This is a genomic window from Nonomuraea aurantiaca (genome assembly GCF_020215705.1).
Classification (GTDB): Bacteria; Actinomycetota; Actinomycetes; order Streptosporangiales; family Streptosporangiaceae; genus Nonomuraea; species Nonomuraea aurantiaca.
In genome coordinates this window covers 221,672-244,712 of the sequence record NZ_JAIWNB010000017.1, presented here as the reverse complement: position 1 = coordinate 244,712, position 23,041 = coordinate 221,672, and the positions used below count along the sequence as shown (strand labels likewise).

Here is a 23,041-nt window from a genome sequence, read left to right as displayed (position 1 = left end):
TCATCTCGTTCTCGGCCGTCACCATGTTGAACTCGCGGCTCGCGATGGTGGTGTACTGCGAGTCGCCGAGGCGGCCCGAGGCGATGGCGGTGCCGAAGTACCGCCCGCTCTGCGCGGCGGCCGCGCCTAACGTACTCGCCGCGGCATCGGCCGGAATCGCCGTCGCCAGTGCCGTGATCAGGCCGAGCGCGCCGAGCGCGCCGGTGATCAGCGCCCGGCGGCGCGCGCCGAGCGGCCGTCTGGCGGTACGGGGGGACATGGCGTTGACACGCATGTTCGAGCCTCCAGATGCCAATCATGGGGAAAGGATCGTGCGGGACACACCCGCGGGACCGACGCCACGCCTCCGGTGGACGCACACCACAAGCGCCGGGACGGCAGTCCCTCTGCCGAGCACCACCGAGCCGGTAGGGGGAGCTCACCTCGGGCATTTCAGTGTGTGAATCTCGCCGAAAGTTGTCAAGGATCTGGTGAAACTTTCGGACACATCCGATCGCTGTCCAGGCCCGTTGTGCTGGCTCAATGTGCGGATCGTGATTCTTGAAATGTTTCGGCTGGGCTCGTCCGGGGCGCGGATGAAAGTTTCATGGCGACGCTCTCGCTGGTCCGCTGCGGCTGGACTCGATAATCCGAGGTGAGCGCGCTCGGCCGATGCCAGTGCGGACCCGCCGCAAGCTACGGCGCTCTTGACAGTACCTTTCCGCCTCGTATTTGCTCCGTCCCGCCACCACCTCCACCGGCCCGAGGGGAGCATGATCAGCCAGCGCTCTGTTAGCGCTAACAACGGAGAGGCGGACCCATCCCGTCCCTGAGCTGGTGGCGTCGCTTTCGGCGTCATGGCCCGGCGAGGTCAGAGACAACTAACGATCACAGGGAGGTCCTGGTGTCCACGGCAAAGGGGTCGATGCGCCGCCCGCATCCCGCGCGGGCGACGGCGAGGAGTTGAGCATGCGTACCTGGAGGCTATGGTGGGCCGCCGTGCTCACCGCGGTGGCGTTGGCGGCGATGGGGACGGGGGTCGCCGGAGCCGAGTCCAACGGCGGGGTGCGGGTCATGCCGCTCGGCGACTCGATCACCGAAGGCACGCAGGTGCCGGGCGGCTACCGGATCGGGTTATGGCAGCGCCTGATCGGCGGACGCTACACGGTCGACTTCGTCGGGTCGCAGTTCAACGGGCCGGGCAGCCTGGGCGATCACGATCACGAGGGTCATCCCGGGTGGCGGATCGACCAGATCGACGCGAACATCACCGGCTGGCTGCGTACGTACACACCGCGCACACTGCTGCTCCACCTAGGCACCAACGACATCCTGCAGAACTACAACGTGGCCGGCGCCCCGCAGCGGCTGTCCACGCTGATCGACCACATCACCGCGGCCGTGCCCGACGCGGACGTCTTCGTCGCGACCATCATCCCGCTGTCCAACTCCGGCCAGGAGTCCGCCGCCCGCACCTTCAACGCGGCGATCCCCGGCATCGTCCAGAGCAAGGTGAACAGCGGCAAGCACGTCCACCTGGTCGACATGCACAGCAAGGTGACCACCTCCGACCTGATCGACGGCATCCACCCGACCGCCGGCGGTTACGACAAGATGGCAGCCGCCTGGTACGCGGCGCTGCAGTCGGTTCCTGGCAGCATCGGCCAGCCGGGGGACGGAACCCCCAGCGGGATGGCGATCAGAGGCGTGGGCTCCGGCCGGTGCCTGGACGTCTCCGGCGCGTCACAGGCCAACGGCGCGCAGGCGCAGATCTGGGACTGCAACGGCCAGTCCAACCAGAGCTGGACGTCGACCGGCGCCGGCGAGCTGCGGATCTACGGCGGCAAGTGCCTGGACGTGTCCAACCGGAGCACCGCCGACGGCGCCGGCGTCGTCATCTGGGACTGCAACGGCCAGAGCAATCAACAGTGGCGCTTCAACGCCGACGGCACCATCACCGCGGTCGGGGCGAACAAGTGCCTGGACGTGCCCAACTACTCCACGGCCAACGGCGTCAAGCTCCAGATCTGGTCCTGCGGCGGCGGTGCCAACCAGCGCTGGACTCGCGCCAGTCCATGACATCACTCCGGTAGATGGAGATTCAGATGCGCAGAATCCTCGGCCTGACGATGGCCGCGTTACTGGCGGCCGGCTCCCTCGTCGCGATCGGCGGTGCCACGTCACCGGCCGTCGCCCTGGACAACGGCCTGGCCCGCACCCCTCAGATGGGCTGGAACGACTGGAACAGCTTCGGCTGCAACGTCAACGACGCCCTGATCCGTCAGACGGCCGACGCCATGGTCTCCAGCGGCATGGCGGCGGCGGGCTACACCTACGTCAACGTCGACGACTGCTGGTCCACCAAGAGCCGTAACGCCGCCGGCGACCTGGTGCCGGATCCGCAGAAGTTTCCCAGCGGCATGAAGGCGCTGGCGGACTACGTACACGCCAAGGGGCTCAAGCTCGGCATCTACTCATCGGCGGGCACGACGACGTGCGCGGGGTACCCGGCCAGTCTCGGCTACGAGCAGCGCGACGCCGCCCTGTGGGCGTCCTGGGGAATCGACTACCTCAAGTACGACAACTGCGGCGACCACCGGGGCATGAACGGGCAGCAGCGCTACACCGCCATGCGCGACGCGCTGGCCGCCACCGGACGCCCGATCCTCTACAGCCTGTGCAACTGGGGCCAGGAGAGCGTGTGGACCTGGGGGATGCCTGTCGGCAACTCCTGGCGCGACACCGGCGACATCGCGGCCAACTGGAACTCCATCATGGGGATCCTGGACCAGCAGGTCGGGCTGGAGGCGTACTCCGGCCCGGGCGGGTGGAACGACCCCGACATGCTGGAGGTCGGCGTCGGCGGGGTGACGGGGACCGAGGGCCGCGCGCACTTCAGCCTGTGGTCGTTGCTCAACGCACCGCTCATCGCCGGAAACGACATCCGCACGATGAGCGCCGACACGCGCACCATCCTCACCAACACCGAGGTCATCGCGGTCAACCAGGACTGGGGCGGCCGGCAGGGCCACAAGATCAGCGACAACGGCAACCTGGAGGTCTGGCGCAAGCCGATGAAGAACGGCTCGGTCGCGGTCGTCCTGCTCAACCGGGGCACCTCGACCTCGACCGTCTCCACCACCGCCGCCGCCCTCGGCCTGGGCTCGGCGTCCTCCTACTCGGTGCGTGACCTGTGGGCGCACACGACGTCCTCCTCCTCCGGAACGATCAGCGCGTCGGTGCCCGGGCACGGGGCGGCCATGTACACCGTCACCGGAGGGGGCATCGTCCCCGCGCTGGCGATCAGAGGGGCCGGCTCGGGCCGGTGCCTGGACGTCACCGGCTCCTCGCAGGTCAACGGCGCGCAGGCGCAGATCTGGGACTGTGACGGCCGGCCCGGCCAGCAGTGGACGCCCACCGCGAGCAGTGAGCTCCGGGTCTACGGCAACAAATGCCTGGACGCCTACGACCAGGGCACCGCCAACGGCACCCAGGTCATCATCTGGGACTGCAACGGGCAGCCCAACCAGCAGTGGCGCCTCAACTCCGACGGCACCATCACCGCGGTCGGAGCGAACAAGTGCCTGGACGTGCCGAACAACGCCACCGCCAACGGCACCAAACTCGTCATCTGGTCCTGCAACGGCGGCACCAACCAGCGTTGGACCCGCACCTGACCTGACGTGCCCCTGACACCCCGGTCACCCGCGGGAGGCGTCGGTCACCGGCAGCAGTCGCCGCCCTGCGTGCTCCGGCCGGGTGTGGGGGCCCTCGGCCGCCCTGGCGTCCGGTCGACGGGTGAACCCGTTGATCGCGTTGTGGTCGACGGTGATGCCGAGGCCCGGCGTGTCCCCGAGGATGAAGGCGCCGTCCTCGACGTACGTGTCGAGCGACATCCCGAGCGGCGGGTGCAGGTCCTGCAGTTCGCTGGCCATGTGGTTCGGCACCGACGTCGCGGCGTGCAGCAGCGCGACCGGCGTGGTGCCGATCGGGCTGACGGGCAGGTCGTGGGCGTGCGCCAGGGCGGACACCCGGAGGAAGTGGGTCACGCCCCAGACCGCGGCCGTCTGGACGATGTCGACCGCCCCCGTGGCCAGCAGCGGACGGAACTGCTCGAGCCCGGTCAGGTTCTCCCCCGTGGCGACGGAGGCGCGGATCCCTTTGCCGACGACGGCCAGCCCTTCGGCGTCCCACCGCCGGACCGGCTCCTCGATCCAGGTCAGATCCAGGGTGCGCTCCAGCTCGCAGACGTGCCGGACCGCCTGCTTGCGGGTCCAGGCCTCGTTCACGTCGAGCATCAGTCCCGGCCGCGATCCGTGCCGGGCCTCGCTCAGCACGTCCCGTACGAGTGTCAAGCGGTGCCGGTCGCGATCGATGTCGAGGCCGCCCTTGAGCTTGGCCGCGCGCAGACCGTGCTCGGCGTAGACCTGGTACGCGGAGACGAGCTCGTCGTCGGTCAGGCCGATGTCGAGTCCCGACGCGTAGGCGGGAACCCGCCGGTCCCGCCCGCCCAGCAGCCGCCAGAGCGGCTCACCGGCCGCCTGCGCCTTGATGTCCCACAGGGCGGTGTCGAGTGCGCCGATCGTGCCGAACACGGCGCCGGCGTGGCCCGCCTTGAAGGTCTGCCGCAGCATGCGGTCGTAAAGGGCCGTCACGCCGCGCGGGTCCTCCCCCTCGATCGCGGCGAAGACGGTGTCGATCTCGACGTGCGGCCCGAGGCCGACACCGGTGATCCCCTCGTCGGTGTCCACCATGACGATCGGCACCGGGACGACACCGTCGGCGAAGACGCCGTTGGCATCACCGACGGGACGGCCCCATACCTGGACCGTCGTCATGGTCCGATACGCCGTGATGCGCATGTCAGCCTTTCGTGGAACCGGCGGTGACGCCGTCGGCGATCCGCCGCTGGAGGAACAGATAGATCATCAGTACGGGTATCGCGGCGATCAGGACCCCCGAGGCGAAGGTGGGGATGTCATCGGAGTACTGTCCGCGCAGCGAGTTGACGCCGATCATGAGGGTGCGGTGTTCGGGCGACGGCATCACCAGCAGCGAGATGAGCACGTCGTTCCAGCAGAACAAGGCGTCGAGGATGCCGACCGACAGCAGCGCCGGAACGCCCAGCGGCAGCATGATCCGCCGGTACACGCCGTAAGTGGTGTTTCCGTCGATCCTGGCGGCGTCGACGATCTCCGCCGGAATGGTGCGGTAGTGGCTCGTCATCAGGAAGACGGTGAACGGCAGGAACTGGGCGACATAGGCCAGGATGAGCCCCGGGTAGGTGTCGACGAGGCCGGTGTCGGCCATGATCCTGGTGAGCGGCACCATGATGACCTGGAAGGGGATGAACAGCCCCGCCAGACAGCCCAGGAAGATCACCGAGGAACCGCGGAAGCGCAGCCGGCTCAGCGCGAAGCCCGCCATCGACCCCAGCAGCAGCAAGAGGGCCACGGCGACGGCCACGACGACGGATGAATTGACGAAATATCGTGCCATCCCGGCGCTGGCCCACGCCTCGGCGAGGTTGTCCCAGCGCAGGGAACCCGCCGGGGAGAACCGGTCGAGGACGTAGTCACGCCGGGTCTTCATCGCGACGTTGACAGTGAAGACGAGCGGATAGATCGTGGCCAGCGCGAGAGCGGCCATCGGGACGGCGGCCACCCACCTGGCCAGGCGTAGGCCGTGCATCAGTCCTGCCTCCCCGCGCGGCGCAGCACGCTGATCTGCAGCAGCCCCACCACGAGCATGACGACGAACAGGACCGTCGAGGCGGCCGAGGCGAGCGCCGGGCGGTTCATCTGTCCCTGCTGGTGCCAGATGTAGTACTCCGGGAGGTAGGTCGAGCCCTCCGGTCCCCCGCCGGTCATCACGAAGAGCAGGCCGAACATGGACGTCAGCATCCCGATCATCGTGGTCACGAAGACGAACTGGATGGTGCGTGTCAGGCTCGGGATGATCACATGCCAGATGGTCCGGCCGAGCGACGCGCCGTCCACCCGGGCGGCGTCCAGCAGCGAGGCGTCCAGGGTGCTGAATCCGGCGAGGAACACCACCAGGGCCATCCCGAACGTCGCCCATACGTGCACGCCGACCACGGTGAACATGGCGATGCCGGGGTCGCCGAGCCAGTCGACGGGGCCGGCGCCGATCGCCCCGAGCACGGCGTTCACCGGGCCGTCGAAGCCGAGCATGAGGTTGAAGATCGCACCGACGATCACGGGTGAGAGCACTGCCGGGAAGAAGTAGACGCTGCGGTAGACCCGGTGACCCGGTACCCGCAGGTAGATGAAGGTCGCGAGCAAGCCGGGAATCGCCACCGCTATGGGGAGCAGCAGCACCAGCAGCCCGACGTTGCCCAGCGACGTGCGGAACAACGGGTCGCCGAGCAGCTCCAGGTAGTTGCTCGCGCCGACCGGGGTCCCGTTGAGCTCTCCGTCGCCAGTGAAGGAGAAGTCGACCCCGAGAACCAGCGGCCACAGCCGCAGCCCCACGATGATCAGTACGGCCGGGGCCACCAGGACATAGGGCGCGAGCCGCTCGGCGCGCGCCCCACGGGAGGTGGGCCGGGCGGTCGCGTGGACGCCCCCGCGGTGTCCACGCTGCTTCATCGTCGCCGCGTCGGCCTGCCCGGAGCGGGCCGGGCGGACCCGCGGTGACGAACTTCCGATCGGCACGGGATCAGCTCGTCCGATCGGAGTCGGCCAGCTGCCGCACCGCCTTGTCCACGGTGGCCGACCCGCTCAGGAGCTGCTGGGACAGTCTTCCCATCAGATCCAGGGTCTTGGACGACAGCGCGACGTGCAGGGCGGGCTTGCCGGTCTTGATCTCGGGCACGATCGCGGCCACGGCCGGGCCCGCCTGCGAGACGTCGATCGTCGTGTCGGAGGCGATCGCGCCGGCCTTGGCGTAGAACGCGGTCAGGGCGTCGGTCGAGGTCAGGGATCGCACCAGATCGGCGGCCAGCTTCGGATCCCTCGTCCACTTGGCGACGGCATAGCCGATGCCGCCGTCGTACGGAAGGCTCGGGGTGGCCCCGCCGGTGACGACCGGGGCCGGCATGACGCCGATCTTGTCGGGCGGCAGGAACTCGGCGAAGTCCTTCCAGTGCCCGACGTCCGACATCAGCCCGATGATGTGCGTGGCCTTATTGGTCTCGAAGACCCTGAAGATGTCGTTGAACATCGCGGTGGAGTTGGCGCCCTCGTTGTTCAGCCCTTTGTCGTTGGCCTCCTTCCACAGTTCGAAGATGCGCTTCACGTGGGGGGAGGTCCAGTCACGCTTCCCGGCGATCCAGTCGTCGTACTCCTGAGGCGTCAGGATGCCGGAGCCGAGGCCCGACATGAAGAACTGGATGCCGAAGCCTTCCTTGTTGCCGAGCGCGAAACACGCGGCTCCGGTCGCCTTCTTGATGGTGGCGCAGTCGCCGACGAACTCGTCCCACGTCTTGGGCGGCTTCGCCGGGTCGAGACCGGCCTTCTCGTAGAGCGTCTTGTTGTAGTAGATCGGGTGGCCCTGCAGGGTCACCGGCACGGCGTAGGTCTTGCCGTCCTTGCCGAAGGCGTCCCAGCCGGCCAACCGGCTCTTGTCCTCCGTCACGTACGGGTCCAGCGGTACGAGCGCGTTCACCCGGTCGCGGATCTGCCCGCCCCCGTTGAAGAGCATGACGTCGGGGCCCTTGTTCGACTGAATGGCCGTGCCGAGCAAGGTGTAGTACTGGTCGAAGGGCTGCGCGACGAACTCGACGGTGACGTCGGGATGCCGCTGGGCGAAGTCGGCCTTCGCCTTCTCGACGTAGGCGGCGGCCGCCGGTTCGCCGGACTTCCAGTCCCACACCACGAGCTTCTGCTTCTGCGGCGAGCCTCCACCGGAGGGGGACTCCGTCCGTGCCGCGCTCCCGCAGCCGGCCACGGCCAGTCCCGCCGCGAGCAAGACCGACCACAACGCTCGCTGCTTCATAGCTGTTCACCCTCCGAGAGCGGCCGATACGCCCGGGCTGTCCCCCGGAAACATAATTCGTATGACGTATTACGGTCAAGGGGGCTCCTGTACACTGATCTCCGTCACGGGAGGGGGGCTATGACGGCATCGCAGGACACGGGCAGCGCTGTCCCGCCACCACCGGCCTGGGCACAACGTCCGGCCAGTCTCGCCAGAGCGGTGACCGCCGAGCTGGTGGAGCGCATCGTTCGCGGCGTGCACCCGCCCGGGACGACACTGCCCACCGAGCCCGCGCTGTGCGAAGCCTTCTCCGTGAGCCGCACCGTCGTCCGGGAAGCCGTGAAAGTCCTGCAGGAGAAGGGGCTCGTGCAGGTCCGCCAAGGCGCCGGCACCATGATCACTCCTCCGGCGATGTGGAACATGCTCGACGAGCTCGTCCTCGCCACCACCATCGCCGGGGACGAGAGCCTGACGATTCTCGACGACCTCGTCGTCACCCGGCGCGTGCTGGAGTCCGACATGGCCAACGTCGCCGCCCGCCTGGCCGGGCCGGACACCGTGGAGCGGCTGCGCGCGCTGGTGGATCGCATGGATGAGCTGGTGGACGACCACGTCACCTACGCCGACAGCGACCGCGCCTTCCACGACACGATCATGCGGGCTTCGGGAAACCGCATCGCTCGTGGCGTCGTGCGCTCGCTGGAGAGCCAGGTCGTCAACACCGCCCGATACCTGGGCCGGACCGAGCGGGCCCTGTGCGTGGCGTCGAACCTCGGCCACCGCCGCATCTACGAGCGCATCGCCGCCCGCGATCCCGCCGGCGCCGCCGAGGCCATGTTCAACCACATCACCGAGGCCTGGCTCGTCCGTCGCAGCGGGTCGGCCGACCCGCTGCGGCTGGAGCGCTAGCGTCCCGGAACCGATTCGATCGATGGCCGTGAAAGTTTCACCGCCGCGCGTCAGCGGTGGCCGCGGCCGCTTTCCCTGGCCAGACGCGGCAGCGGCGGGTCCTCCAGGCCGAGCGCCCGCACCTCCTGAAAAGACCGCTTCTTGACAGGCCCGGTCACGGTCATATTTGCTCCCGCTGCACCGCCGTCTCCCCCCGCCCGGATGAAAGGAGACTTCATTAGCGGGTGTTGAGTGAGCGTTAACACGGACGACTCGACCGGGTGGCGGAAACGGCTTCCTCATTTACCCGACAAAGGAACGTGCGTGATGTCGAGGCATAGGTTCCTCTTCGCTGCCATCGCGACCGTGGCACTGCTCGTCCTGGTTCCGGCGCAGACCTCCGTGGCCGCCGGCGCCCCTCAGACAAGCGCCCTGGGGACCACCGCGGGCTGCGGCAAGACTCCGACGCTGAGAAGCGGTCCGCAATCGATAACGACCAGCGGCAAGAATCGCAATTTCATTCTGCGAATTCCTGACAACTACGTCAGCACCACTGCCTACCGGTTAATCTTCGGCTTCCATTGGAACGGCGGCACCGCCAATGACGTCGACGGCGGCGGAACCAGCGGGTACCCCTGGTCCTACTACGGGCTCAGGGCGTTGTCGAACAATACCGCGATCTTCGTCGCGCCCCAGGGCTTCAACAACGGCTGGGCCAACTCCGGCGGCGAGGACGTGACCTTCGTCGACGACATGATCCGGCGGATCGAGGCCGACCTCTGTGTCGACACCTCGCAGCGCTTCGCCATGGGCTTCAGCTACGGCGCCGGCATGAGCTACTCGCTCGCGTGCTCCCGGGCGACGGTCTTCCGCGCCGTGGCGGTGTATTCCGGCGGGCAGCTCAGCGGATGCAGCGGTGGCGGCGACCCCATCGCGTACATCGGGCTGCACGGCCTCAGGGACCCGGTGCTGAACATCTCCACGGGCCGCTCGCTGCGTGACCGGTTCGTCAGGAACAACGGCTGCACGAGCCAGAACCCGCCGGAACCGGCGCAGGGCAGCCTGACACACGTCGTCACCTACTATTCGGGCTGCCGGGAGGGGTATCCGGTCGCGTGGGCGGCATTCGACGCGGGCCACACCCCCGGTCCCGTGGACGGAAAGCCCGGCGACTACGAGCCCGGCGAGAACTCCTGGACCAGGCCGGTGGTGTGGGACTTCTTCACGCGGCTCGGGGGCGGCCCTTCGCAGCCGCCGGGGAGCGCGCTGAAGGGCGGGGGGTCGGGGCGGTGCCTGGACGCCGGTGCTTCGCCGGTGCAGATCTGGGACTGCAACGCTCAGCCCAACCAGCAGTGGACCGCCACCAGCGCCGGTGAGCTGCGGGTCTCCGGCGGCAAGTGCCTGGACGTCAACGGCGCCGGCAACGCCGACGGCACCGCGGTGATCGTCTGGGACTGCAACGGCCAGAACAACCAGAAATGGACCCTCACCAGCGCCGGCGAGCTGCGCGTCTACGGCACCAAGTGCCTGGACGTCTCCAGCGCCGGCACCGCCAACGGCACCAAGGTCCAGATCTGGACCTGCCACGGCGGCACCAACCAGCAGTGGGCCCGTAGTTGATCGAATCGATTCGAGGCACGCACCTCTCCCGCGACTTGGAGGACTGACACATATGTCCGAGTTATCGCGAAGGCAAATGCTGAGGCTCAGCGCGGCCGGAGCCGGCGCCGTCCTGTTGCCGACGCAGTGGACGGCTGCCGTGAGGGCCGCGTCGGTGGCGCCTCCGGAGGTGCGTGCCGCGAACGATCTGGCGCTGTGGTACGACGAGAGCGCGGGCACGGACTGGCTGCGCGCGCTGCCACTCGGCAACGGCCGCCTGGGCGCCATGGTGTTCGGCAACGTCGACACCGAGCGGCTGCAGCTCAACGAGGACACCATCTGGGCCGGCGGGCCGTACGACCAGAGCAATCCGAAGGGCGCGGCGGCCCTGGGGCAGATCCGGCAGCTGGTCTTCCAGAACCAGTGGAGCCAGGCCCAGAGCATGATCGACCAGAACATGCTGGGCAATCCCGCCGGGCAGCTCGCCTACCAGCCCGTCGGCAATCTCCGGCTCACCTTCGGCGGCGCCACCGGGGTCTCGGAGTACAACCGTCTCCTCGACCTGACCACGGCCACCACCACGGTGTCGTACCTGCAGAACGGCGTGCGGTACCGGCGAGAAGTCCTCGCGAGCGCACCGGACCAACTGATCGCCGTGCGCCTGACCGCCGACAGACCCGGCTCGATCACGTTCTCCGCGACGTTCGACAGCCCCCAGCGGACCTCCCGTTCCAGCCCGGACGGCGCGACGGTGGCGCTCGACGGGATCTCCGGCGACCAGCGGGGACTGGCGGGCAAGGTGCGGTTCCTGGCGCTGGCCCGGGCCGTCACCGAAGGCGGCAGCGTCACCAGTTCGGGCGGCACGCTACAGGTGAGAGCCGCCGACAGCGTGACGGTGCTGATCTCCATCGGTTCCAGCTATGTGACCTACAAGGATGTCAGCGGGGACTACCAGGGCATCGCGCGGCGCTACCTCGACGCCGCCAAGGGCAGGACGTACGACGACCTGCGCGCCCGGCACGTCGCCGACTACCAGCGGCTGTTCGCTCGCACCACGCTCGACCTCGGTCGCACGGGGGCGGCCGACCAGCCGACCGACGTACGGATCGCGCAGCACGCCGGCACCAACGACCCGCAGTTCTCCGCGCTGCTGTTCCAGTACGGCCGCTATCTGCTGATCTCATCCTCACGTCCTGGCACCCAGCCGGCCAACCTGCAGGGCATCTGGAACGACTCACTTACCCCGTCGTGGGACTCGAAGTACACGCTCAACGCCAACCTGCCGATGAACTACTGGCCGGCCGACACGACGAACCTGCCGGAATGCTACGAACCGGTGTTCCGGATGATCAACGACCTCACGGTCACCGGCGCCCGCACGGCCCGGGTGCAGTACAACGCCTCCGGCTGGGTGACCCACCACAACACCGACGGATGGCGGGCCTCGTCGGTCGTCGACTTCGCCGCGGCGGGCATGTGGCAGAGCGGCGGCGCGTGGCTGTCCACCATGATCTGGGATCACTACCTGTTCACCGGCGACCTTGATTTCCTGCGGCAGTACTACCCGGCGATGAAGGGGGCGGCACAGTTCTTCCTGGACACCCTTGTCCAGGAGCCGAGCCTCGGGTACCTGGTCACGAACCCATCCAACTCCCCCGAACTCAACCACCACGCGGGCGTCAGCGTGTGCGCGGGCCCGACGATGGACAACCAGATCCTGCGTGACCTGTTCAACGGCTGCGCCAAGGCCTGTCAGGTGCTCAACGTGGACGCCGACTTCCGTACGCGGGTCCTGGCCGCCCGGGACCGGCTCGCGCCCATGAAGGTCGGCTCGCGCGGCAACATCCAGGAATGGCTGTACGACTGGGTCGAGACCGAGCAGAACCACCGGCACATCTCGCACCTGTACGGCCTGCACCCCAGCAACCAGATCACCAAACGGGGCACCCCCGCCCTCTACTCGGCCGCACGGCGGACACTCGAACTGCGCGGTGACGACGGGACGGGCTGGTCGCTCGCCTGGAAGATCAACTACTGGGCGCGGATGGAGGAGGGCGATCGGGCGCACACCCTGGTGCGCCTCCTGGTGACGACGGCCCGGCTCGCGCCGAACATGTTCGACCTGCACCCGCCGTTCCAGATCGACGGCAACTTCGGTGCCACCTCCGGTATCGCCGAGATGCTGTTGCAGAGCCACAACGGCGAGCTGCACGTGCTGCCCGCGCTGCCCTCGGCCTGGCCGGGCGGGAAGGTCCAGGGGCTTCGGGGCCGCGGCGGCTACACCGTGGACGCGACGTGGGCCGCCGGTGGGTCCACCGAGATCCAGGTCACGTTCGACCGCGACGGCACGGTCAACGTGCGCAACCGCATCTTCACCGGTACCTACCAGGTGATCGATGTCGCGACCGGGGCCGCCGTCAGCGTCACCAAGCCCGAGGCCGACGTCGTCGGGCTGACCGGCCAGGCCGGGCGTACGTACCGCATGACAGGGTCCGGCGGCCCCGCGCCGTCGACGTACGTGCGGATCACCAACGTCGCGACGGGCCTCGTCCTGGACAGCGGCGGCAACGTCGCCTCCGGCTCGAACCTCAAGCAGTGGAACTGGGACGGCAGCACCAACGTGCAGTGGCAACTCGTGGATCTGGGCGGCGGGTGGAACCGCATCGTCAACCGTACCAACGGCATGGTGGCCGACAGCTGGGGCAACACCGCCAACGGCGCGAACGCCAGGCAGGCGGCCTGGAGCGGCAGCGCCAACCAGCAGTGGCGGCTCAACAGCGTCGGCAACGGCCGCTACCAGATCATCAACCGCGGCACCGGAACGGCACTGGACGGCGGCGGCAACGCCACGGCGGGCTCGGCCACGATCCTGTGGACGCCGAACTCCAGCACGAACAACCAGTACACGATCAGCGCGGTCTGACGCGAGAGGACCCCCATGAGCCGGCGCAGGGAAAGAGCCATGAGTGTCCTGGTCGCGCTCCTCGCAGTCGCGATGTCCCTGGTCGCCGGGCCTGCGGCGCGGGCGGCGACCGGAATCACGATCAACGGTGGTTCCGGTGGCCGTACCTTCGACGGTGTCGGCGCGGTCAGCGGTGGCGGGGGCAACAGCCGCCTGCTGGTCGACTATCCCGAGCCGCAGCGCTCGCAGATCCTGGACTACCTGTTCAAGCTGGGGTACGGCGCGGCGATGCAGATCCTGAAGGTGGAGATCGGTGGCGACACCAACTCCACCGACGGCGCCGAGCCCAGCCACCGGCACACTGCCGCCGATCTCGACTGCAACCGCGGCTACGAGTGGTGGCTGATGGAACAGGCCAAGGCCCGCAACCCGAACATCAAGCTGGTCGGCCTGGCCTGGGGCGCCCCCGGCTGGCTGGGCAACGGCAACTTCTGGTCCCAGGACACGATCAACTACCTGGTCGACTGGCTGGGGTGCGCCAAGAACAGCCACGGGCTGACGATCGACTACCTGGGCGGCTGGAACGAGAAGGGCCGCAACCTGAACTGGTACGTCAACCTCAACACCGCGCTGGACTCCCGCGGCTTCGGCAACGTGAAGATCATCGCCTCGGACGACTGGGGCTTCGGCGCCGCCGACGACGCGGCGAACAACGCCGCCTTCCGCAACGCCGTGGACGTGTTCGGCTCCCACTACGTGTGCGGCTACCGCGGCGCGCAGTCGAACTGCCCCAGCTCGGCCACCGCGATCAACTCCGGCAAGGTCCTGTGGGCCAGCGAGAACGGCTCCGACGACTACAACGACGGCGCCAAGGCACTGGCCAGGGGCATCAACCGTGACTACATCGAGGGCAAGATGACCGCCTACATCAACTGGCCGGTCATCGCCGCGATCACCCCGAACCTGCCCTTCGCCACGATGGGGGTGGCGGTCGCGCCTCAGCCCTGGTCGGGCTACTACGCCATCGGCAAGAACGCCTGGGTGATGGCCCAGACCACGCAGTTCACCGCGCCCGGCTGGAGGTACCTGGACGCCTCCAGCGGCTACATCGGCGGCAACCGCAACAACGGCAGCTACGTCTCGCTGAAGTCGCCTGCCACCTCCGACTACAGCACGATCATCGAGACGATGGACGCCACCGCCGCCCAGACACTGAACGTCACCGTGAACGGCGGGCTGTCCACCGGACAGGTGCACGTGTGGGCCACCAACCTCAACTCCGGCAACGCCTCCGACCATTTCGTGCACACCGCCGACATCACGCCCTCGAACGGCGCCTTCTCCCTGACGGTGCAGCCCGGGTACGTGTACTCGATCACCACCACCACGGGGCAGGGCAAGGGCAGTGCCACCAGTCCCGCCCGCGGCTCGATGGCCCTGCCGTACTCCGACGACTTCGACTCCTACGGGGTGGGGCGCGAGGCGAAGTACCTGATGGACATGCAGGGCTCGTTCGAGATCGCCGGCTGCGGCGGCGGGCGGACGGGCCGGTGCGTGCGCCAGATGACGCCACGCCAGCCGATCCTGTGGACCGGCGGCTCGCACCCCTACGCGCTCCTCGGTGACCTGGGGTGGAGCAACTACACCGTCTCCACCGATGTGCTGCTGGAGCAGAGCGGCTACGCCGAGCTGATCGGCCGGGCCGGCGCCCAGCACGCCTTCGGCCCCGAGGGGTTGAACGCCTACCACCTGCGGGTCAGCGACACCGGTGCCTGGCAGATCCTGCGCAACAACATCGACAACGCGATGACGACGATCCGCAGCGGCACGGTCGCCGCGCTCGGCACCAACCGCTGGCACACGCTGGCCCTGGGCTTCTCCGGGAGTACCATCACCGCGAGCATCGACGGCGCGCAGGTCGGCTCGGTCACCGACGGCACCTGGGGCGCGGGGCAGGTCGGCGTGGGCACGAGCATGACCGAGACCGCCCAGTTCGACAACCTCACGATCGCTCCTGGTCAGGGCGGCACCGGCAACGTGCTCCGCGGCCAGGCCAGTGGCCGATGCGTGGATGTGCCGAACCAGTCGCAGACCAACGGCACCCAGGTGGCGCTGTGGGACTGCAACGGCGGAGCCAACCAGCAGTGGAGCACCACCAACGCCGGTGAGCTGCGCGTCTACGGCACCAAGTGCCTCAACGCGGACGGGCAGGGCCGCGCCGTGATCGGGGACTGCACCGGCGGGGCCGGCCAGCGGTGGACCCTCAACGACGACGGCAGCATCACCAGTGCGCAGTCCGGCCAGTGCCTGGACGCCAACGGCGCCGGCACCGCCAACGGCACCCTCGTCATCCTGTGGACCTGCAACGGCGGCAGCCATCAGAAGTGGAGTCGCACCTGATATGAGACGACTTAGCTGGATCATGAGCCTGGTTCTGGTCGGGATGCTGCTCCCGGCCACCGCGGCCAGGGCGGACAACCCGATCGTCCAGACCATCTACACCGCCGACCCGGCTCCGCTGGTCTACAACGGCCGGGTGTACCTCTACACCGGCCACGACGAGGACGGCTCGACGTACTTCACGATGAAGGAGTGGCGGGTCTGGTCGTCGGCGGACATGGTGAACTGGACCGACCACGGCTCCCCGCTGAGCCTGACCACCTTCAGCTGGGCGAAGTCCGACGCGTGGGCGGGCCAGGCCGTCTACCGCGACGGCAGGTTCTACTGGTACGTCCCCACCACCAACCGAGCGACCGGCAGGATGGCCATCGGCGTGGCCGTCTCCGACAGTCCCACCGGGCCGTTCAGGGACGCGCTCGGACACCCCCTGGTCGAGAACGGCGAGTTCGACCCGACCGTCTTCATCGACGACAACGGGCAGGCCTACCTGTACTGGGGCAACCCACACCTGTGGTACGTCAAGCTGAACGCCGACATGATCTCCTACTCAGGAAGCCCGGCCCAGATCCCCCTCACCACCGCCGGATTCGGCACCCGCTCCGGGGACCCCAACCGGCCGACCCTGTTCGAGGAGGGCCCCTGGGTCTACAAGCGCAACGGCCTGTACTACAACGTCTTCGCGGCCAAATGCTGCTCCGAGTTCATCGGCTACTCGACGTCGCCCAGCCCCACCGGACCGTGGACCTACCGGGGCACGGTCATGCCCACGCAGGGCAGCAGCTTCACCAATCACCCGGGCGTCATCGACTTCCAGGGAGGTTCGTACTTCTTCTACCACAACGGCGCGCTGCCAGGCGGCGGCGGCTTCACCCGCTCGGTCGCGGTGGAGAAGTTCACCTACAACCCCGACGGCACCATCCCGACCATGAACATGACCACGGCCGGGGCGCCCCAGATCGGGTCCCTGGACCCCTATGTCCGCCAGGAGGCCGAGACGATCGCCTGGGGGTCCGGCGTCGAAACGGAGCCCGCCGGCGAAGGCGGCATGAACGTCGGCTACATCGAGAACGGCGACTCGATCAAGGTCAAGGGCGTCGCCTTCGGCGCCGGCGCGAGCTCCTTCAGCGCCCGGGTGGCCTCGGCGACCAGCGGCGGCACCATCGAGCTGCGCCGCGACGCCGTCAACGGCGCATTGATGGGCACCTGCGCCGTCCGGGGCACCGGCGGCTGGCAGACCTGGACGACCGTCACCTGTACGGTCACCGGCGCGACGGGGACTCATGACCTCTACTTCAGGTACACCGGCGGGAGCGGCTACCTGTTCAACGTGAACTGGTGGCAGTTCCAGCACGCCTGACGGCCCGCATGTCAGGCGGACCTTCATGATGGATACGCCTCCTGGTCCCGGGAGCCCTCGACGTCTCCCAGCACCGAGCGGAGCCAGGTCTCGGTCGTGCTGATGTGCATCAGCGCCGCGGCCTGGGCGAGCGTCGAGTCGCCGGCGGCCAGGGCGTTGTAGATCACCTCGTGCTCGGCGACCGTCTTGTGCGAGCTGCCCGCCTCGACGGTGCCGCGCCACACCCGCATCCGCAGGGTACGGCCGGAGATGCCGTCGAGCAGGGTGGACAGCGTCTCGTTGCCGGTCGCCCGCACCACGGCGCGGTGGAAGGCCGCGTCGTGGTGATTCAGCTTCTCCACGTCGTCGCTGGCGGCGCGCATGGCGTTCAGGTGCTCGCCGATCTCCTCGAGTCGCTCGGCGGAGATCAGAGACGCGGCCAGAGCGGTCGCCGCGGGCTCCAGCATCCGCCGTACCTGGACGATCTCCAGCAGGGTGTCGTCGCGCAGCAGCTCGACGGCCAGCCCCAGCCCTTCCAGCAGCAGCCGCGGCTCCAGGCTGGTCACGAAGGTGCCGTCGCCCCGCCGAATGTCGAGTACCCGGGCCACGACCAGCGCCTTGACCGCCTCGCGCAACGGGTTACGGGAGACACCGAGCTGGGCCGCGAGCTGATGCTCCGGTGGCAGCCGCGCCCCTGGCGACAGCTCGCCCGACTGGATGAGCGCCCGGATGCGGGAGATCGCCTCGTCGGTCAGGGACATGGGTACGGCCTCCCGGGGTGGAGTGGCTCGATCGACACGTCGGCCACGCTGGCAACATAACAGACATCCCATGTCTAGGCGAGAATCAGATCTCCCGAGCAGCAGACATGGGTTGTCTACTGTCTTTTACGGCTACCTCTAGACAGGAAGCTGCGGCTGGATTACAAAGACATCCCATGTCCAAATAGCTACGGCGTGGAAACGTCCCATGGAGGTACCTCTTCGTGACCGAGCTGATCACCGCGGTCGAGGCCCACGACATCCGGTTCCCGACCTCACGGCACCTCGACGGGTCCGACGCCATGAATCCCGAGCCCGACTACTCGGCCGCCTACGTGATCGTACGGACCGGCGGCGGGCAGGAAGGGCATGGGCTCGCCTTCACCGTCGGGCGCGGCAACGAGATCGCCGTCGCCGCGGTGGAGTCGCTGGCACCGCTGGTCACCGGACGGCCGGTGGCCGAGGTGCTCGGCGACCTCGGCGGGGTGTCCCGCCTGCTCACCGGTGACAGCCAGCTGCGCTGGCTCGGCCCGGAGAAGGGCGTCACCCACATGGCGGCGGGAGCCGTGCTCAACGCGCTGTGGGACCTCCGTGCGCGCAGGGCGGGCAAGCCGTTGTGGCGGCTGCTGTCGGAGCTGTCGCCGGAGGAGCTCGTCGACGTCGTCGACTTCCGCTACCTGGAGGACGCCCTCACCCGGGAGGAGGCGCTGGCCATCCTGCGCCGCGCCGAGCCGGGCCGGGCCGAGCGCCACGCCCGCCTGCTCGCCGAGGGCTACCCCGCCTACACCACCACCCCCGGCTGGCTCGGCTACACCGACGACAAGCTGGTCCGGCTGGCCAAGGAGGCGGTCGCCGACGGGTTTCACCAGATCAAGCTGAAGGTCGGCGCCGACCAAGCCGAGGACGTCCGGCGCGTACGGCTGGCCCGGGAGGCGGTCGGACCCGATGTGCGCATCGCCGTGGACGCCAACCAGGCGTGGAACGTCGGCCAGGCGATCGAGTGGCTGGCCCCGCTGGCCCGGTACGACCTGTACTGGATCGAGGAGCCCACCTCGCCCGACGACGTGCTCGGCCACGCCGCCATCCGCGAGCGCGTGACGCCCATCAAGGTCGCCACCGGCGAGCACGCGCACAACCGGGTGATGTTCAAGCAGTTCCTGCAGGCGGGCGCGATCGACATCCTGCAGCTCGACGCGACCAGAGTCGCCGGGGTCAACGAGAACATCGCCATCCTGCTGCTGGCCGCCAAGTTCGGGGTCCCGGTGTGCCCGCACGCGGGCGGCGTCGGACTGTGCGAGATGGTCCAGCACCTGGCCATGTTCGACTACGTGGCCGTCAGCGGCACCACCGAGGACCGCGTCATCGAGTACATCGACCATCTCCACGAGCACTTCACCGACCCGGTCGTGATCCGCGAAGGCCGGTACGTCGCCCCTGGACGGCCGGGCGGAGGCGCCGAGATGCGTCCGGAATCCCGTGCCGAGTACGCCTACCCGCACGGTCCCCAGTGGACCGCCGACCCCCGGCTGTGACCCGGAACAGCGACCCGGAACAGCGACCCCGGAACAGCGACCCCGGAACAGCGCAGGAAAGGAACAGCCATGAAACGAGGACTCGCCCTGGGGGCGGCCGTCGCCCTGTCGGCCGGGCTGGCCGCGGCCTGCGGGGGTGGCGCAGGCAGCGGCACGACCGCCTCAGGAGGCGGCAAGCCGGTCGTCGGGGTGGACTACCCCCGCTCCGACACCGACTTCTGGAACTCCTTCATCAAGTACGTCCCCAAGTTCGGCGCCGAGAACGGCCTGGAGCTGAAGACCTCCAACTCGCAGAACGACATCTCCAAGCTCACCGCCAACGTGCAGAGTCTCATCAGCCAGGGCGTCAAGGGCATCGTGCTGGCACCGCAGGACACCGCCGCCGTGGCCCCCACCCTCCAGCAGCTCAACGCCAAGAAGATCCCGGTCGTCATGGTCGACACCCGTCCCGAGCAGGGTGAGGCCTTCATGGTCGTGCGGGCCGACAACCGGGCGTACGGCGAGAAGGCGTGCAAGTTCCTCGGCGAGAAGCTGGGCGGCAAGGGCAAGGTCGTGATGCTCCAGGGCGACCTGGCCTCCATCAACGGCCGTGACCGCACCGAGGCGTTCAACGCCTGCATGAAGGCGGGTTACCCCGGCATCACGGTGTTCGGCGAGGCCGCCAACTGGGACGGCGCGATCGCCTCGCAGAAGCTCCAGACGCGGCTCACCGCCAATCCGGACATCAAGGGCGTGTATATGCAATCGAGCTTCGCCCTGTCCGGCACCCTCCAAGTGCTCCAGCAGCGCGGCCTGCTGGTCCCCCCGAACAACCCCAAGCACGTCTTCGTCGTCTCCAATGACGGCATCCCCCAGGAGCTGAAGGAGATCGCCGCCGGCAACATCGACGCCACCGTCTCCCAGCCGGCCGACCAGTACGCCAAGTACGCGCTGCAGTACACCAAGGCCGCCATCGACGGCAAGACGTTCAAGCCCGGCGCGACCGATCACGACAGCACCATCATCCAGGTGCGCCCGGGCCTGCTGGAGGACCAGCTCTCCGCGCCGCTGGTCACAGCCGACGGCGGCACCTACGGAGGCGTCGCGAGCGTCAAGCCGGGCGACTCCTCGCTGTGGGGCAACAATCTTGGCGGCTGACCAGGCGCCCACGCCTCTGGCCGAGGCGGTGGACGTCACCAAGAGATACGGCGAGACCGTCGCGCTGGACCGCGCCGGAATCCGGATCATGCCCGGCCAGACCCACGCTCTGGTCGGCCGCAACGGGGCGGGCAAGTCCACCCTGGTCTCGATCCTCACCGGGCTCCAGGCGCCCGACGAGGGCGAGGTGCGGTTCGACGGCGAACCCGCCCCGCGCCTCGCCGACCGTGACGCCTGGCGGCAGCGGGTGGCCTGCGTCTACCAGAAGTCCACGATCATCCCCCAGCTCACCGTGGCCGAGAACCTCTACCTCAACCGCCACGCCGCCTTCGTCAACTGGCCGGACCTGCGCCGCAAGGCCGCCGCCCTGCTGGAGACGTGGTCGGTCGACGTGGACGTACGGCTGCCCGCCGGCGAACTGGACGTCGAACAGCGGCAGTTCGTGGAGATCGCCCGTGCGCTGTCCTTCGGTGCCCGGTTCATCATCCTCGACGAGCCGACCGCCCAGCTCGACGCCGCCGCCATCGCCCGCCTGTTCGCCCGTATCCGCACCTTGCAGGAGCAGGGGGTGACCTTCCTGTTCATCAGCCACCACCTGCAGGAGATCTACGAGATCTGCGACACGGTCACGGTCTTCCGCGACGCCCGGCACATCCTGACCACCTCGGTGGCCGGCCTGCCGCACGCCGAGCTGGTGGCGGCCCTGGCGGGTGAGGCCGCCGGCCTGGCCGGCGCATCCTCCCGGACGGCCGTGCCCGCCGGCGCCGGTGTGGTGCTCGGCGTGCGGGGACTGGCGTACGGCGACGCGTACAGGGAGATCGGCTTCGAGATCCAGGACGGCGAGATCGTCGGCCTGGCGGGCGCGGCCGGCAGCGGCCGGACCGAGCTGGCCGAGACCATCGCCGGGTTGCGCGCGGCCGATTCAGGCACGATCGAGGTCGCCGGGCGGGTCCCCAGTCCCGGCAGCGTGCCCGACGCGCTGGCCGCGGGCGTCGGCTTCGTCCCCCGCGACCGGCACCATCAGGGATTCGTCCCGATGATGTCGATCGCCGACAACGCCACCATGACGGTCCCCGAACGGCTCGGCGAGGCCGGCCTGATCAGCGGCCGGCGGCGCGACCGGCTGGCCGGCACCCTGATCGCCAACCTGGCGATCAAGACGCCCGGTCCCGGCCTGCCCGTGATGGGCCTGTCCGGCGGCAACCAGCAGAAGGTCGTCATGGCCAGGGCGCTGGCCTCCGACCCCCGGTTGCTCGTACTGATCACCCCCACCGCCGGGGTGGACGTGAAGTCCAAGGAGTTCCTGCTGGGCAAGGTCGAGGAGACGGCCGCCAAGGGGACCGGCGTGCTGATCGCCTCCGACGAACTCGACGACCTGCGGCTCTGCGACCGGCTGCTGGTGATGTTCCAGGGTCGCGTCGTCGCGGAGATGGCCGCCGGATGGCACGACCACGACGTGGTGGCGGCCATGGAAGGAGTCCGGCTCGATGCCTGAGAAGACCCTCACGCCCCCCACCGGGAGCGCCACCCGGAAGCGGGCACGGCCACAGGTGCGGCTCGCCCGGCTGCGCGACTTCGCGCTGATCCCGGCGATCATCGTGATCGCCGTCGTCGGCCAGATCGTCAACCCGATCTTCCTGCAGGGCGACAACCTGATCAACATCCTGCAGACCATGTCGGAGATCTCGCTCCTGGTGCTGGCCCAGACCATCGTGCTGGTCGCCGGCAAGATGGACCTCTCGCTGGAGTCGACGTTCGGCCTGGCGCCGGGCGTGGCCGCCTGGCTGACCGTCGCCGCCGGCTCGGGCGCCGGGCTCGGCCTGGTGCCCGGCGCCTGGTCGATTCCGATCACCCTGGCCGTCGGGGCGCTGATCGGTATGATCAACGCCCTGTTGATCGTCCGGTTCGGGCTCAACGGCTTCATCGTCACGCTCGGCATGCTGATCGTGCTGCGCGGCCTGCTCACCGGCATCTCCGGCGGTCAGACCTTCTTCAACCTGCCGTCGTCGATGCTCTACCTCGGTTCGGCCATGTGGCTGGGCGTGCCCGCCTCGATCTGGCTGTGCCTGCTGCTGTTCGCCGCCGGCATCGTGCTGCTCGGCTTCACCAAGTACGGCCGTGCCCTGTACGCCATCGGCGGCAACGTGGACGCGGCCAAGGCGGCCGGCATCCGTACCGACCGGGTGCTGTGGACCGCCTTGGTGGGCGCCAGCCTGCTCGCCGCGCTCGGCGGCCTGCTGATGTCGGGTCACCTCGCCTCTGTGGCCGCCGGTCAGGGCGATGGGGCCATCTTCACCGTGTTCGCCGCGGCCGTGATCGGCGGCGTCGGCCTCAACGGCGGCAAAGGCACGATGTTCGGCGCGTTCACCGGCATCCTCCTCCTCTACATGATCCAGAACGTCCTCACCCTGGCCGGCGTGCCCGCCCAGTGGATCCAGGCCCTCAACGGCGCCATCATCATCATCGCCCTGGTCCTGTCCCGGCTCACCGGAGGCAAGGTCCAGGAGTAGGCGCTTCACGACCCGGCGCAGGTGGCCCGGCGGCGGGCGGGGTCACCGCGTTGCTG

General features: G+C 68.8%; 17 protein-coding genes. 11 read left to right on the top strand and 6 right to left on the bottom strand.

Annotated elements, in window-relative coordinates; translation table 11 throughout:
- The coding region (locus tag LDL49_RS34540) for an endo-1,4-beta-xylanase (RefSeq protein WP_225297464.1) at positions 1-274 on the bottom strand (274 nt) is incomplete at its 3' end.
- Between the two features lie 674 nt (positions 275-948).
- On the opposite strand from LDL49_RS34540, the gene LDL49_RS34535 reads away from it, so the two are divergent.
- Positions 949-2,058, top strand: coding sequence for an SGNH/GDSL hydrolase family protein (locus LDL49_RS34535; RefSeq protein ID WP_225297462.1), 1,110 nt, complete (start codon positions 949-951; stop codon positions 2,056-2,058).
- A 26-nt stretch (positions 2,059-2,084) separates the two neighbouring features.
- Positions 2,085-3,656, top strand: coding sequence for a ricin-type beta-trefoil lectin domain protein (locus LDL49_RS34530; RefSeq protein ID WP_225297460.1), 1,572 nt, complete (start codon positions 2,085-2,087; stop codon positions 3,654-3,656).
- Positions 3,657-3,680: 24 nt separating this feature from the next.
- Here LDL49_RS34530 and LDL49_RS34525 read toward each other — a convergent pair whose 3' ends face one another.
- The 4 genes from LDL49_RS34525 to LDL49_RS34510 are packed head-to-tail and all read right to left on the bottom strand — an operon-like array spanning position 3,681 to position 7,938.
- Positions 3,681-4,841 carry a mandelate racemase/muconate lactonizing enzyme family protein gene (locus tag LDL49_RS34525; RefSeq protein ID WP_225297458.1) on the bottom strand — a complete coding sequence of 387 codons (1,161 nt, stop codon included), beginning with the start codon at positions 4,839-4,841 and terminating at the stop codon, positions 3,681-3,683.
- A gap of 1 nt (position 4,842) precedes the next feature.
- Entirely contained in the window at positions 4,843-5,670 is an 828-nt protein-coding gene (locus LDL49_RS34520; protein WP_225297456.1) for a carbohydrate ABC transporter permease, read from the bottom strand.
- Positions 5,670-6,656, bottom strand: a complete 987-nt coding sequence (locus LDL49_RS34515) for a carbohydrate ABC transporter permease (RefSeq protein ID WP_225297454.1) — start codon at positions 6,654-6,656, stop codon at positions 5,670-5,672. Before LDL49_RS34515 ends, LDL49_RS34520 begins: the two co-directional genes overlap by 1 nt.
- A gap of 4 nt (positions 6,657-6,660) precedes the next feature.
- On the bottom strand, positions 6,661-7,938 hold the full coding sequence (locus LDL49_RS34510) for an ABC transporter substrate-binding protein (RefSeq protein WP_225297453.1): 1,278 nt from the start codon (positions 7,936-7,938) through the stop codon (positions 6,661-6,663).
- A gap of 120 nt (positions 7,939-8,058) precedes the next feature.
- Between LDL49_RS34510 and LDL49_RS34505 the strand changes: the two genes are divergently transcribed.
- The 5 genes from LDL49_RS34505 (at position 8,059) to LDL49_RS34485 (ending at position 17,066) form a co-directional block, all read left to right on the top strand.
- Positions 8,059-8,829, top strand: a complete 771-nt coding sequence (locus tag LDL49_RS34505; RefSeq protein WP_225297451.1) for a FadR/GntR family transcriptional regulator — start codon at positions 8,059-8,061, stop codon at positions 8,827-8,829.
- 306 nt (positions 8,830-9,135) lie between these two features.
- Positions 9,136-10,428, top strand: a complete 1,293-nt coding sequence (locus LDL49_RS34500) for a ricin-type beta-trefoil lectin domain protein (protein WP_225297449.1) — start codon at positions 9,136-9,138, stop codon at positions 10,426-10,428.
- A 76-nt stretch (positions 10,429-10,504) separates the two neighbouring features.
- Complete coding sequence (locus tag LDL49_RS34495) at positions 10,505-13,330, top strand: glycosyl hydrolase family 95 catalytic domain-containing protein (protein ID WP_225297447.1); 2,826 nt, start codon at positions 10,505-10,507, stop codon at positions 13,328-13,330.
- Positions 13,331-13,369: 39 nt separating this feature from the next.
- Entirely contained in the window at positions 13,370-15,709 is a 2,340-nt protein-coding gene (locus LDL49_RS34490) for a ricin-type beta-trefoil lectin domain protein (protein WP_225297444.1), read from the top strand.
- Positions 15,710-15,731: 22 nt separating this feature from the next.
- The gene (locus LDL49_RS34485) at positions 15,732-17,066 is read left to right on the top strand and encodes a glycoside hydrolase family 43 protein (protein WP_225297442.1); all 1,335 of its coding nucleotides are present in this window, start codon (positions 15,732-15,734) and stop codon (positions 17,064-17,066) included.
- Positions 17,067-17,089: 23 nt separating this feature from the next.
- On the opposite strand, the gene LDL49_RS34480 is transcribed toward LDL49_RS34485, so the two are convergent.
- A complete protein-coding gene (locus LDL49_RS34480; protein ID WP_225297440.1) occupies positions 17,090-17,806 on the bottom strand; it encodes a FadR/GntR family transcriptional regulator in 717 nt (238 codons plus the stop codon).
- A 224-nt stretch (positions 17,807-18,030) separates the two neighbouring features.
- Here LDL49_RS34480 and LDL49_RS34475 point away from each other — a divergent pair, with 224 nt between their 5' ends.
- The 4 genes from LDL49_RS34475 to LDL49_RS34460 all read left to right on the top strand — a co-directional run bounded on the left by LDL49_RS34475 (position 18,031) and on the right by LDL49_RS34460 (position 22,985).
- Positions 18,031-19,338 (top strand): enolase C-terminal domain-like protein, encoded by a 1,308-nt coding sequence (locus LDL49_RS34475; RefSeq protein WP_225297438.1) that lies wholly within the window; start codon positions 18,031-18,033, stop codon positions 19,336-19,338.
- 69 nt (positions 19,339-19,407) lie between these two features.
- Positions 19,408-20,475 (top strand): sugar ABC transporter substrate-binding protein, encoded by a 1,068-nt coding sequence (locus tag LDL49_RS34470; RefSeq protein ID WP_225297436.1) that lies wholly within the window; start codon positions 19,408-19,410, stop codon positions 20,473-20,475.
- Positions 20,465-21,970 carry a sugar ABC transporter ATP-binding protein gene (locus tag LDL49_RS34465; protein WP_225297435.1) on the top strand — a complete coding sequence of 502 codons (1,506 nt, stop codon included), beginning with the start codon at positions 20,465-20,467 and terminating at the stop codon, positions 21,968-21,970. The genes LDL49_RS34470 and LDL49_RS34465 overlap by 11 nt, the downstream gene beginning before the upstream one ends.
- Positions 21,963-22,985: an ABC transporter permease gene (locus LDL49_RS34460; RefSeq protein ID WP_225297433.1), complete on the top strand. Its 1,023-nt coding sequence runs from the start codon at positions 21,963-21,965 to the stop codon at positions 22,983-22,985. Before LDL49_RS34465 ends, LDL49_RS34460 begins: the two co-directional genes overlap by 8 nt.
- Positions 22,986-23,041: the final 56 nt, after the last annotated feature.